The sequence below is a fragment of the Mediterraneibacter flintii genome (genome assembly GCF_055387595.1).
In genome coordinates, this window is record NZ_AP031405.1 from 2,667,885 (window position 1) to 2,680,943 (window position 13,059).

Consider the following 13,059-nt stretch of genomic DNA (forward strand, 5'->3'; position numbering starts at 1 on the left):
CTCTAAATATATCGCCGCATAAATTCTACAGATTTTTGATAAGCTTCCAGCGGATTGTCTCCTCTGACTCTTCCTTCATTAATTATCGGACCTTCATATCCAATTTCCTTTAAAGTATTTATATGTCGCTCCCAGTCTATCGAACCACTTCCCGGCTGATACCTGTGATTCTCTGCTATATGCACATGTCCGATATAATTTCTATATTTTCTGATTGAATCGGATATATCATTCTCTTCAATAGACATATGGTAAAAATCAAATGTCGTTTTCACTTTCTTAAACTTCCCTTTTACTATAATATCCACCGCATCCTGCTGCGTGTTAAGCATATGATCTTCATAGCGGTTCAATGGTTCCAGATAAATATACGTACCTGTCTCCTGCGCCGTCTTATCCAGCTCCGACAAAGAGGTAAACAAAGCTTCTCTATCTCCTTCCCTGCTTCTAGGAGACACCAAAGGCGGCAGTCTGTAAGAGAACATTCCCCATGCCGCCGGCACTACAAAGCCATTCCCTCCTACCTCTGCTAAAGCATGCAACATCTTTTTTAAATCTTCCACGCCGTTTTTTCTACGCTCTTCAATAAAATCTCCTATCCAGCCTCTACAGCCGTTGCAGGCAGAACTCACTGGAAGACCAGAAATTTCAATTGCTCTTTTTACTTCTTCTATATTTTCCACAAGAAGTTTTCCATCAATCTCGAAACAGTCAAACCCTATTTCCTTTATAAATAAGAATTTTTCTTTTATTTCAACTGGAAAAAAATCCTTATCCTGTGTTCCCAACAGCATATCCATTCCTCCTCTATTCTGTTCTAGAAAACTCGACACCCATTTTAATACTTTTCTCGGGATGCCTGTCTACATATTCACAAAATCCTTCTGCGCAGTCTTTGAATGGTACCACAGGATCGATGATCTCTTCACAGTTTAAGTAGCCATTCATCAGTAGTTTCCAGCATACATCTTCAATCCGTTTTCGGTTCCAGCGCGGATATTCTGGATTCGGTTCACTGCACGCACGAGAAAAGATAATTTTTCCATAGTTGTAATGTGCTTCCTGTCCCAGCCATAGCCCTGACGGAAAAGGCTTTGCAAATGCTACATAAGCAATCGTCCCATTATATGCAAGCCCTTTTAACGCTGACTGCAGTGCGTGTACGTTCCCACTCGTTTCGATAATTACATCGGCTCCTTCTTTTCCTGTCAGCCGTTTTATCTCTAATCCGGTATCACATGCCGCAGAATCCAGTACATAGTCTGCTCCTGTTTTCAAAGCGATCTCTCTTCGTTTTTTGATCGGATCGATCCCGATCACCGTTTCCGCCCCTATCTTCGCGGCAAACTGCAGCGCGATCAGTCCAATCGCTCCCAATCCAATCACAGCGACACGATCTCCAGGACGTACATCCGCGTCTCGGATTCCGCTGAGTGCAAATTGTGCCGGATCATAGCAGACCGCATTTTTTGCAGAAGCATCTTTACTCATTTTGCGCAGTTTATAATTGTCAACCGCGTTTACAATCTGTGTTTCCTTTATAGAACCGTAAGAACATACTCTGTCGCCGATTTCGTAATCTGTTACCTGGCTTCCCTTCTCAATAATTGTACCTACGAACATATTTCCAAGAGGCAGATCCCCAAATTCAATTCCTCTCGGCTCTCCTTGCTCTCTTTCTCTAAATATCCGCCATTCCTCATCAAATCTACCGTCAATAAACGGGGTAGTTCCACGGAAATCCGCCAGCTCTGTCCCATGTTTCGGCGCTGCAAATTCTACCTTCACTTTTACTTCATTTTCTTTTATATCTCTGTCTGAATATTCCTTCAGTTCAGCCGTTCTGGGCGCTGTCGCCACTAATTTTTTCATTCCTGTTCTCCCTTCGTTTATATATTATTTTTCCGCTGGAAGCTGAAACACATCACCGGTTTCTGCAATCCACTTTTCTAACTTTGTTTTCATTTTCTGCCGCAGTACTTTATATTTATCATTATGTGCAAGATTCACCTGTTCGTAAGGATCTCTGTTCAAATCAAAGAGTACCCAGTCAGTCCCTTCAAAGCAGCCGTACTTGTAGCCTTCCTTTGTCAGAATTCCACGCCATGCTTTATTAACACTGTCATGGTGCCCGGTAGGAACCACAGACTGAAGATAAACGCTGTCCGGATATCCTTTTGCTCTTTCTTTATCTAAAAGCCGGAAGGAAGAATAGTCATACCCTTTCATCCAGTCTGGCTTGCTAATTCCGCAAAGTCCCAATGTAGTTGGAGCAATATCTACATGGTTGATGAATACCTCCTCTACCTTTCCACTTTTTCTGGCAACTTCATGTCCCCCCAGATTTTCTCCCCCAATAATGAATGGAATTTTTATTGCCTCTTCATAGATCGTTGTTTTTCTAAACTGTCCATGTGATCCGTGCATATCGCCATGATCACTGAAGAATATGACATGGGTATCCTCTATTATCTCTAAATCTGTTAATTTTTCTAATATTTTCCCCACATTATTATCTATCTGCTCAATCATTGCATAATATCCTGACAGCTCTTCTGCTGCCTGCTTGCGTATATAATCTACCTCTGGCACATTTTTCCTAAATTGAATCTCCCCCGGGTTGATTTTGGCAAATTTAGGGGAAGCAACATATGGGTTGTGCGGAGGCTGTACAGATAATACCGCAAAAAAAGGAGTCGTTTTATGCTTCTTCTCCTCAAGATACTTTAGAAAAATTCCTGTCAAAGCATCCGTTTCATATCCCTTTACTCGGAACATATCCACTTCTCTTTCCTGTACATGCCCATGTAGCCAGCAATCCAACTGAGCGTTGTTATTCTCATATCCAAGCCATGTCTGAAATCCGCCGCGCCTTTTGCGCGGTACGAAATGAGTTCCCGCGCGTTCTCCGTCCACCGGACCTCCATCTAGATGCCATTTTCCAATATAACATGTGTCATATCCGTTCTCGTTAAAAACATCTGCAATCGTCTGGCGCTGCGGCATCCTCATATCATGCCCTGGAGCGCATTTATGCGGGTATTCACTTGTCAGCATAGAGCCGCGAAAGGGGCAGCACAACGGCATTCCTGAAACTGCATTTGTAAATTCTGCCCCGTTTCTTGCAAGAAAATCAATATTAGGGGTGTGAACATTGACATCTCCGCTGATTCCAAGTGCCTGCGCCCTCAGTTGATCTACCACAATCCAAATTACATTTTTCTTTTTTTCCATCTTCTTACCCTTTCACGCCGCCCTTTCCTTACAACTAAAAGTGAAACCAGCCTTACAGCATTGTACTATACCGCTTTTTTAGTTCTTCTATATTTGACTTTCTCGGTGTGTTTTCCAGCCTTTTTATATATGCATCTAATTGACCGTGTATATGGTACGGTCCATTTTCTTTCATTACGGTCCATAAAGGATCGATCTGATACTGGGATTTTTTCATCATATCGTCTTGCCAGTCCAGAAGTATCTTTGCAGCCTTTTCGCAAAGCTCTGGGCATTTTTCTGCTATATTTTCCAATTCATGTGTACTTTTGCGTACATCAAAAAGCATTTCTCTTTCAAACAGATGATACCCTCCATGGTACGTCCTGATATAGAGATATTCATCAAATCTGACGCTTCTCTGGCATACATGTGCGCATTGACTTATGATAACTCCCTTTTTCCCTGCCTTTTCTCCTGTTCGAATTGTCTTGGCATAACTACTTCCGTCATAATGTCCTTCTGGTATTTCCATATGCTTAAACATAGCCGGCTTATTTTCTATATCTAGTAGTTCTCTTAAAGTAGGCAGCAAATCTATATTACTGTGCAGTTCAAAGTCATGTATACCTTTTAAGCCGCCCGGCCACTTTATAATCATCGGAATGCGTCCTGTTGCTATATCCGCTGTAGCATGCTCTCCATAAATTCCAAATTCTCCTAGATTCTCTCCATGATCGGATGTGACAATTACTGCAAGCTCTTCATCATATAATTGCATCTCTTTCAATAAAGAAAGAATTTTTCCTACATGTTGGTCAGCATAACTGATACCGCAGTCATACTGATCGATAAAATATTTTACGTCTTTGAGATTCTCTAATTTTCCTGGATATCTGGGATAATTAGGATCCGCCTTATCATTCCACATGTAAATTTCATTTGCCCCATGAGGCCCCACATGCTGTAGATGCTCCTGAAACCGTTCTTTATCTATCCAGTTGTCTGGTAAAGGAGTATTTTCAAATGGATTGCCGAATTCCTCCGGTGTTCTGTAAGGTCCGTGTGGATCCCAATAGTGTACATGCAAAAACCAATCTTTTTTCTTTCCATTGCTTTTAAGCCATTCCAGGACTGACGGAGTAACCGCCTCTGCCGATTCGTGCCCCACACCGCCGCAGTTATGACATTCATTTAATCCTGCATTGAACCACCATGCTGTATGTCGTTCTGGGAAGGAACTAAAAGAAATCGTATACAACCCTGCTCTGCGCATCTGCGTAAACAGACTTCCCATACTTCTTACATCCCGAAATTCTCTTTCTGGTCCCCAGGGACGCATATCTGCTGCCGTTCCACCATGTCCTACAACTCCCGTCCTTATTCCGCACTGCCCTGTAATCAAGGCAGCGCGTGAAGGCAGACATGGGGCATCCGAACAGTAATAATTATCGAAGCAGACTCCTTCATCTGCAATGGAATCAATATTAGGCGACGTATTCCTGCCATATCCATAACAGCCCAAATGGTCCGGACGCAGTGTATCAATATCAATAAATAATACCTTCATTTATCCTTTTACTCCTCCATCCAGTCTTCCTCCTGAAATAAACCGTTCCACTAAGGAGAACACAATAATTACCGGAATTGCTGTCAGAAGCGATGCTACCATCATTCTTCCCCAGACATAGTCCTGTGATGTGAACAAGTTTCTCATACCAATAATCAATGTTTGCTTTTCCATAGAAGAAAGGAATGTATTTGCAAACAGGAAATTATTCCATGCCTGCATAAACACATAGGAAAACACGGACATAATTCCTGGTACTGACAACGGCATTACCACTTTAAAAATCACCTGTACTCTATTCAACCCGTCGATGCGTGCCGCTTCTTCGATAGAGTCCGGTATTTTTTGAAAGTAAGAAACCAGCATAGACAGTGCCGCCGGCATACTGGATACCAGACAGGCGAGTATTACAGCAAAACGATTGTCGATTAATCCTATTGAATTAAAAATTTGGAACAATGGTACAATTAGAAGAATACCAGAAAACATGTACACAACTAATGTCACATTGTGTATCTGTCTTTTTCCAAAGAAGTTTAATTTTGCTAAGCTGTATCCTCCCAGGCTACATATAATTACTGATGCAACGGCTGTAATAAACGCTATGAGCAAGCTATTTGACAAGTATCTAAAAAATGGAAATACCATTGGATTTACAATATCCCTGAAATGATGAAGCGTTATTTCACTAGGCCATAATTCAGGCGGATAAGCTACGGATGCTGCATCTGTTTTCAAGGCCGTGGTCAGCATAATGAAGAACGGAAAGAGTGTCACGATCAATATCACTACAACTAATAAGTTTAAGAGTACATTTATTATCCTTCTACGTCTCATTTTTCTTAAACACCACCTTTCGTAACAAGAATACAAGACTCATGACAATTACAAACAATATGACTGTAATTGCTGCCGCCATTCCAAAATCATTAGATGCGAAGGAGGTTTTATATAGATATACCCCTATTACCGGCAGCTGCTGTGTCAACAGGTAAATTTCGTCAAATTTATAAAAATTCCATATCATTCTCAGAGTAGCTATTGTTGCTATTGTTGGCATAATCTCTGGAAGTGTCACATAGCGGAATCGCGCCCACGCGCCTGCTCCGTCAATCTTTGCTGCTTCATACAGCGATGTATCAATTGTCTGTAGTGCTGCCAGTATTGTCATAAATGCATATGGATATAAACGCCAAGTATCAAATATTACTACTGATATGAACGCAAATACAATATTGTCAAACCACGCCGGTGCTGTTTCTAGTATATGAAGAACATCTACGAGCGCATAATTCACAATTCCATACAGTCCATTGAACATATACTTCCATACATAAACCAAAGATACAGCTGGTGTCACAAAGGAAAGCATTACTAAAGCTCTGGCTGCTCCCCTAAAACGGAACTTTCTGTTAAACAGCAGTGCGACTCCAAGACCAAGTGCCGTTGATAAAATAACCGTAGCCGCCACAAACAGAATTGTTACAACTAATACTTTATAAAACTCTTTATCTGTCAAAAGGTCAATATAATTTTCCCATCCTATAAAAATGTCTGGTTTATTCGGATTTAATGCTACATCAAAGAAACTGATTTTTACGTTATATATAATGGGGTACAAAACTACAAATGCAATCAATAATATAACTGGAAGAATTAACAGAAAACCCAGTATATTTTCTTTTTTCTTCATTGTTAATGGAGATTTTTTCTTCCACCGCTTCATCTGTTTTCTCCTTCTATCTGCTTATTTCTTTCTCCATATCCTCCTGTGCAATCTGCATCATTTCGTCCATATCCTGATCCTGTACTAAAATCTGGTTAATTGCTTTACTGATAATCATAGAATTGCTGATTGCTCCAATATGTGAATTGGTTATTCCGTCCTGTGTTCCAAATACGTTGATGTAATTCAAAGCATCTGCTATTTTATCTATCTCTTCACCATATACCTGCAGTACATCAGCATCTCTATACTCTGGATTCTCCGCAACAGATTTCATAACTGGCTGTGGACCTCCCGGTGCAATGTGCAGCACTTTTATATTTACTTCATCTGTCAACATATAAGAAATAAATTTCTTAGCAGCTTCCGTTTCCTCATCAGAAATCGTATTGGAGATTGTGTAAATCGATGGAGATGAGTATACTGATTTCTGTGTATTTTCAGGAACACAATATCCAATTTTTTCACCCATTTCTGCATTATAGAGAGGCGCCAAAATATAGCTTGAATATACGCACATTGCTGTGTTTCCACCTACCATAGCATCACGAATCTGTGTAGTCCCATTAGAGCCTGGAAGAGAATACTGATATAGTTCTTTATAGAATTCCATTGTCTCTTTCATTTCCGGTGAAGTAAACTGTACGTTTCCTTCCTCATCAAATAACTGTGCTCCATTAGAGCCTGCAAATAACTCGAAATTGTTCTGGGCAATTGCTCCCTCTTCTGTTCCAAACATAATTCCATACATTTTGTTATCTGGATCATGGAATGTTTTTGCGGCTGTAAGGATATCCTCCCATGTTTGAGGTGGATTCAGTCCTTTCTCGGCAAAAAGATCTTTGCGGTACCAAATTCCATTCACCCAGGTTGAAATTGGAACCCCTATCATTCCCTCACCGTCCTGTGCATTTAGCAGCGATAATACTTGTTCATAGAAGTTGTCTCTTCCTCTCTCTTCCACAACTTCTTTGTTTGCCTTAGTATTTATCATTTCTTCTCCATCCAACAACTGCATCAGAGATGTAGACCCCGCCACAATAGCAGGCATTTCTCCGGCTGAAATCAAAGTTTTTACTTTGTCTTCAAATCCATCCTCTGATATCGCCGTCTGCTTTACTTCAATATCTGGATTTTCTGCCATAAAGTCCTTTATGATCTCGTCATATACTGCCATTCGATCTTCTTCGGCCTCATCATGCATGAATTCAATTGTTACTTTACCATCTTCTGATTTTCCGGAATCATTTGATGCACCAGCTCCACAACCGGCTAACATAGAAACCGCCATAATCATTACAATAATTCTACTTGCTCTTTTTTTCATGAATCTTTTCCTCCTAAATTATCATTTTATTTTTTGGTTACTATCTACAGCAATATTTTCTCTGCCCTCCCTTCCTGCTTAATTTTCTTCTACTATCGTATCCAAGCACAATCCCATGGTTCTAGCTGTATTTTCCCTTCCACACTTTTTTCAGATATAAGCTCTATTCCATACAATTCACTATTTTCTATATCTATGGCCTCTCCTGAAACGTTCACTAATACATATATCTGTTCACCTGTTTTTACGTTGTTCCGTTTTAATCCCAGCACCTGCGGACAGATTCGGACGACCTCCTGGCCTGCAAGCGGCGAAAATGCACTCTCTTTCTGTCTTATTTTCAGTCGTCGTATGAGCTCTTTAAAAATAATTTTCCTGTTTGTTTCTTTCTCTAGCTGCTCTGCAATATACCCATAATCCAGTTTTTCTCTGTTAATTCTGCGTGCGATACCGGATATACTCTTTCCGTAATAATCATTTCTGGAACCCAGAAGGCTGTGGATATAAATCCCCGGTATCCCCTGCAAAGACAAAAGTATTGTCTCTGCCGCTAGGAATTTTTTCATCCTTTCAGCATCAGATTCATCCGGTCCCGCAAGAGCATCCTGGTAATTGATATTCAATTCATAGGGGCTTCTTGTTCCGTCGCCATTATCTTTGTAGGAAACTGCACCTCCGTTTTTCAAAGTACTGTTCACAAGAATCTGTCTTTGATCATCTGTTAAAATCCCTTCTGTAGGTCTAATTCCTATACCATCATGCGAACTCAAAAAATTAAAAAATGTCACTTGTTTATCCGGTACAGTAAGTCCTTCAAGCCAGTCGGATAAGATCTCCGCATTTCCGGTGAGTAGTGTATAAAGAGTAAGCGGCGGCAGAGGAAACTGATATACCATATCCGCTTCATCTCCTCCTTCCCCAAAATAGTTGACGTTGTCTTCGTGTGGAACATTTGTCTCTGTTACAATCTTTGTTCCCGGTGCATACACCCTGAAAATATCTTTAAACAATTTAATGATCTCGTGTGTCTGCTTTAGGTGCATACAGTTTGTCCCTATTTCTTTCCACATGAATCCAATAGCATCCAGCCGTATATAAGATGCACCTTTTTGTGCATATAAAAGCAAAATATCTATAATTTCGGCAAGAAGTTTCGTAGATTGATAATTCAAATCTATCTGGTCCTCACTAAAGGTTGTCCACACATATTTCTGTCCTCTCGCCGTATCAAACGCCGTAAGCAGAGGAGAGGTTCTCGGGCGGATCACTTTGCTGTAGTCTGCATTCGGATCGCTTGTTATAAAGAATTCCTTATATGGTTCCTTATGTTCCAGATACCCTTTGAACCAGTCGCTTGCTTTCGATACATGGTTGATAACCGCATCAAACATTAAATGATAAGATACTGCTAATTTCTCTATATCTTTCCAGTCTCCTAATTTTGTACTTATTTTTCTATAATCTGTTACAGAAAACCCGTCATCTGAAGTATAGGGATACATAGGAAGTATATGTACGGTATTAATCGCATCCTGCACAAATCTATCCAAGAATTTCCGCAACACTTTCAACGGAGAGTTTTTTTCGTCTACAATCGAATCTCCATAAGTAATCAATATACAGTCCTTTTCAGAAAATGTCCTTTTGTATGGTTTCGTTTCTGCATGATATTGGGATAATTTTCCCTTAATCTCTGCCAGCGCTTTTTCTTCCTTTATACTGTCACCATATATACCCCTTAACCTTTTTTGTATCTTCTTCTCCAACTCTATATTCATTTTTGCTCCTTATGTCAACGTTGTCATTTTTTGCTAAAAAAATTATTTATTACCTTGTTCAGATAATTTATCTGCACTATCTGAACAAGCCTTATATTCTCTGTTCTGCCTACATAGGTACTTATAAAGAGCCTCTCTCCACGATCTTACATGGAAATTTATATTCTTTTGCCTGCATACCGTCTGTTTTCTCGATTCTTTGAATTACATAGTCAATACAGCATTTCGCCATTATCTCAAAATCCTGATTAATTGTACTGATTGGGGGGTAATAATATTCTCCCAATGTGATATTATCAATTCCCAGTACAGCAATGTCTTTTGGGATAGAGAGCCCCTTCTCATAGATACCCCGATACACTCCTAAAGCTCTTTCATCTCCTGAAACAAAGAAAGCCTCAATATCTGATTTTTCAATCACCTCAACTGCTTTTCTATAAGCCTTCTCCAAAGTATCAATTCCCGTATAAATCTTATATTTTCTGTTCTTACTTTCGAACATAGCTTTTTCAAATCCATCCATACGGTGCTGTGTAGATAAAAACTTTCTTTCACCTATAAAAAAGGCTATTTTTTCAAATCCCTTCTCCGTCAAATAATTTCCTCCTGTATATCCCACAGAGAAATTATCCAGACTAACATAAGGAATATTGTCATCCTCAGGCTCCCCAAACACTACATAAGGAATATCATGTTTTTCAAAATAATCAATTCTTGCATCATGCAACACATTTTCTAAAAGAATTGCACCATCTGCGATACCGTTAGCAATCAGATAAAACCCGTCCGTTTCATCTTCCTCAAATTTTTCACTGTTAGATGGAGAAAGAACTATTTTCATCGCACATTTTTTTGCATAAGAAAATAAATATTTCAACATAATATTGTGCCATATGCTTAAATGTTCTTCATGATGTCTCTCTGCAAATACTACAATAATATTGGTACGTGAGCCCTTAAGTCCCCTTGCAAGCATATTTACCTGATACCCTTGTTCTTTCACTGCATTCATTACTTTCTCACGCATCGCATCACTAACATTCGGGCTATTATTCAGCACACGGGATACCGACTTAATGGATACGCCACATGCATTTGCAATATCTACAATCGTAACATTGCTCATTCTGTTTCCTCCTGCCTGTCCGATTTTCGCTTTTGTCCTACGTTGTCATTATATCTGACTCCGTATTGATTTGCAAGTCCCTTTTTAAATATTAGTGAATTTTGTTAATAAAACACAATAAATTTTGTATATTTAGCACAAATCTTTTCTGTAATTTCTTTATCTTTTCCTAAAAGGATTAGGGTGTCAAAAGGTAACTTATTTAAATTCTCTTGTCACTTTTTGTAAAAGTTACCTTTTGACACCCTAATCCTAAAAGAAAAATTTTGCAAAATTTCTTCTGTCCAAATAATTCTTTTATAAACAATAGTCTGATATCTTCGGACAAATGTACAAAAAAACCGCTGTAAGCCTTACATCCCAAGACTTCACAGCGGTTATTTACTGCATATAATCACAAATATGCTTTATTATTTTTCTAAATCCAGCACTACCGGAACGGATTTATATCCGACTCCCATGCGGTCAATTCCCATGTCAATCAATTTTAAGAAATGTTCTCTTGTACGAATGCAGCCGCTTCCCTTTACTTTCGCCCTGCCTTTTAACTGATCCATAATAATTTCAATGACTTCCGGCGCCGCGCCTTTTAGCTCAAATCCTGTGAGGAATCCTGTGCTTGTCTTGACAAAGTCCACACCTGCCTCAACACAGCATTCGCACCCTTTTCTTATCTGCTCTTCATTGAGAGCATCTGTTTCCAAAATCACTTTGATTTCTCTTCCATATTTGTGAACTGCTTCTGCGCACGCTTTTAAATCCTCTGTCACTTTATCGTACAGTCCTTCTTTGAGCCATCCGAAATTTGCAACAATATCCACTTCTTTTACTGTGTCGTACTTCGCTACATTTTCAATCTGCTCTACTCTCGACTGTGTGGAGCTTGTACCGAATGGGAAATCAGTGACCGGACACAGCATCGTATCTGTTCCCTTTACATATGGCTCACATAGTTCCATATATCCAGGATTAATGCAGATAGTCGCACATCCTAGCTTTACCCCGTCTTTTGTCAATGCAATAATTTCTTCCTCTGTAAATTCCGGCTTTAATACAGAATAATCAATATATGCTGCAAGCTCCTTTGTCGTCATTTCACTTGCTTTTTTAACTGGTTTCATTTTCTATATCCTCCTGTATTCGTATGTTTTTAATCCTCTATCTTCACCCATGCCTCTTTTTCTGCTGATTTTACAATTGCTTCACACAGAGCTAGTTCACGGTAACCGTCAGCAAACTGCGGATAATCTGTATCTACAGCTTTCCCCGCACGGATCGCTTCATAGATCTTCCTGATTGTGTGTTTTGAAGTATCGGCAAAACCTTCCGAATGTCCTCCCGGATAGCTGTTATACTCTCTTACTTCAGGGTATAACAAGGAAGGATCCTTCATCATAATCTCATTATTGCCATCCCTGTTTCCTATCCAGAGCTGATTTGGCTCTTCGCTGTCAAATGCAACCGCACATTTACTGCCGTAAATTTCAAAATACAGCCGATTCTTTCTTCCCGCCGCAACCTGATTTACTGTAAAAGAGCCATGTGCGCCATTATTAAATTTAATCAGCACTGTCGCATAATCTTCTGTATCAATCGGAACATCTTCATAGTCGCTAGGCTCCAATGTTTTGCCGGAATATGTCTCCACTGGTTTCAATGGTTTCTTTCTTGTTTTATAAAATGTAGCAAAATCCGCACACACTTTTTCTGTCTTTAAGCCTGTTACAGTTTCTATCGTGTCAAACCAATGTGTTCCAATATCTGCAATCGCCCTGGACTCCCCGCTGAATTGTTTTTCTAATCTCCAGCTATAGTCTGTTTCCTTAAACAGCCAGTCCTGCTGATAGGAACCATTTACTGCAAAAATTGTTCCGAGATCTCCTCTGGCAACCATCTCTTTTACCTGCTGTATTAACGGATATGCACGACAATTCAAGTGCATTGCACAGATAACGTGATTCTTTTTTGCAAGCTCTGTTAATTCTTTTCCTTCTGTTGTATTCATCGCAAGAGGCTTCTCGCAAACTACATGCTTTCCTGCCAGAACAGCTTCCTTCGCAATTTCATAATGAAGATGATTTGGAGTACAGATATGTATTACGTCAATTTCCTTATCTGCAAGGAGTTCCTTATAATCCCCATAAGCTTTCTCAATCCCAAGCTCGTCTGCTTTTTTTCTCGCCAGCTCCGCATTAATTTCAGAAAGTGCAACTACCTCTGTATCCGGCTGTCTCCGAACAGCTTCTACATGTACCGGTCCGATAAAGCCTGTTCCAATTATGCCTACTTTAATCTTATCCATATATTTTCCTCCTTGAC

11 protein-coding genes are annotated in these 13,059 nt (G+C 39.8%); all 11 read right to left on the minus strand.

The window, feature by feature from the left end; genetic code table 11:
- Nucleotides 1-2 precede the first annotated feature (2 nt).
- Nucleotides 3-794 carry a sugar phosphate isomerase/epimerase family protein gene (locus tag ACZ5C4_RS12640; protein WP_464521312.1) on the minus strand — a complete coding sequence of 264 codons (792 nt, stop codon included), beginning with the start codon at nt 792-794 and terminating at the stop codon, nt 3-5.
- Nucleotides 795-807: 13 nt separating this feature from the next.
- The gene (locus ACZ5C4_RS12645) at nt 808-1,872 is read right to left on the minus strand and encodes a zinc-dependent alcohol dehydrogenase (protein WP_464521313.1); all 1,065 of its coding nucleotides are present in this window, start codon (nt 1,870-1,872) and stop codon (nt 808-810) included.
- Between the two features lie 24 nt (nt 1,873-1,896).
- The gene (locus ACZ5C4_RS12650) at nt 1,897-3,234 is read right to left on the minus strand and encodes a sulfatase family protein (protein ID WP_464521314.1); all 1,338 of its coding nucleotides are present in this window, start codon (nt 3,232-3,234) and stop codon (nt 1,897-1,899) included.
- A 52-nt stretch (nt 3,235-3,286) separates the two neighbouring features.
- A complete protein-coding gene (locus ACZ5C4_RS12655) occupies nt 3,287-4,783 on the minus strand; it encodes a sulfatase (protein ID WP_464521315.1) in 1,497 nt (498 codons plus the stop codon).
- Complete coding sequence (locus ACZ5C4_RS12660) at nt 4,784-5,620, minus strand: carbohydrate ABC transporter permease (RefSeq protein WP_464521316.1); 837 nt, start codon at nt 5,618-5,620, stop codon at nt 4,784-4,786.
- Nucleotides 5,610-6,509 (minus strand): carbohydrate ABC transporter permease, encoded by a 900-nt coding sequence (locus tag ACZ5C4_RS12665; RefSeq protein WP_464521317.1) that lies wholly within the window; start codon nt 6,507-6,509, stop codon nt 5,610-5,612. Before ACZ5C4_RS12665 ends, ACZ5C4_RS12660 begins: the two co-directional genes overlap by 11 nt.
- A 13-nt stretch (nt 6,510-6,522) precedes the next feature.
- On the minus strand, nt 6,523-7,836 hold the full coding sequence (locus ACZ5C4_RS12670) for an ABC transporter substrate-binding protein (RefSeq protein WP_464521318.1): 1,314 nt from the start codon (nt 7,834-7,836) through the stop codon (nt 6,523-6,525).
- A gap of 92 nt (nt 7,837-7,928) precedes the next feature.
- Nucleotides 7,929-9,614, minus strand: coding sequence for a sugar phosphorylase (locus tag ACZ5C4_RS12675; protein ID WP_464521319.1), 1,686 nt, complete (start codon nt 9,612-9,614; stop codon nt 7,929-7,931).
- 121 nt (nt 9,615-9,735) lie between these two features.
- Nucleotides 9,736-10,740, minus strand: coding sequence for a LacI family DNA-binding transcriptional regulator (locus tag ACZ5C4_RS12680; protein WP_464521320.1), 1,005 nt, complete (start codon nt 10,738-10,740; stop codon nt 9,736-9,738).
- Between the two features lie 410 nt (nt 10,741-11,150).
- Nucleotides 11,151-11,861: a deoxyribose-phosphate aldolase gene (deoC, locus tag ACZ5C4_RS12685; protein WP_464521321.1), complete on the minus strand. Its 711-nt coding sequence runs from the start codon at nt 11,859-11,861 to the stop codon at nt 11,151-11,153.
- Between the two features lie 29 nt (nt 11,862-11,890).
- Nucleotides 11,891-13,042: a Gfo/Idh/MocA family protein gene (locus ACZ5C4_RS12690; protein ID WP_464521322.1), complete on the minus strand. Its 1,152-nt coding sequence runs from the start codon at nt 13,040-13,042 to the stop codon at nt 11,891-11,893.
- Between the last annotated feature and the right edge of the window lie 17 nt (nt 13,043-13,059).

What these genes read in the sequence shown, in the direction of transcription:
- ACZ5C4_RS12640 (WP_464521312.1), bottom strand. Translation starts at nt 794, where the DNA reads ATGCTGTTGGGAACACAGGATAAGGATTTTTTTCCAGTTGAAATAAAA.
- ACZ5C4_RS12645 (WP_464521313.1), bottom strand. Translation starts at nt 1,872, where the DNA reads ATGAAAAAATTAGTGGCGACAGCGCCCAGAACGGCTGAACTGAAGGAA.
- ACZ5C4_RS12650 (WP_464521314.1), bottom strand. Translation starts at nt 3,234, where the DNA reads ATGGAAAAAAAGAAAAATGTAATTTGGATTGTGGTAGATCAACTGAGG.
- ACZ5C4_RS12655 (WP_464521315.1), bottom strand. Translation starts at nt 4,783, where the DNA reads ATGAAGGTATTATTTATTGATATTGATACACTGCGTCCGGACCATTTG.
- ACZ5C4_RS12660 (WP_464521316.1), bottom strand. Translation starts at nt 5,620, where the DNA reads ATGAGACGTAGAAGGATAATAAATGTACTCTTAAACTTATTAGTTGTA.
- ACZ5C4_RS12665 (WP_464521317.1), bottom strand. Translation starts at nt 6,509, where the DNA reads ATGAAGCGGTGGAAGAAAAAATCTCCATTAACAATGAAGAAAAAAGAA.
- ACZ5C4_RS12670 (WP_464521318.1), bottom strand. Translation starts at nt 7,836, where the DNA reads ATGAAAAAAAGAGCAAGTAGAATTATTGTAATGATTATGGCGGTTTCT.
- ACZ5C4_RS12675 (WP_464521319.1), bottom strand. Translation starts at nt 9,614, where the DNA reads ATGAATATAGAGTTGGAGAAGAAGATACAAAAAAGGTTAAGGGGTATA.
- ACZ5C4_RS12680 (WP_464521320.1), bottom strand. Translation starts at nt 10,740, where the DNA reads ATGAGCAATGTTACGATTGTAGATATTGCAAATGCATGTGGCGTATCC.
- deoC (WP_464521321.1), bottom strand. Translation starts at nt 11,861, where the DNA reads ATGAAACCAGTTAAAAAAGCAAGTGAAATGACGACAAAGGAGCTTGCA.
- ACZ5C4_RS12690 (WP_464521322.1), bottom strand. Translation starts at nt 13,042, where the DNA reads ATGGATAAGATTAAAGTAGGCATAATTGGAACAGGCTTTATCGGACCG.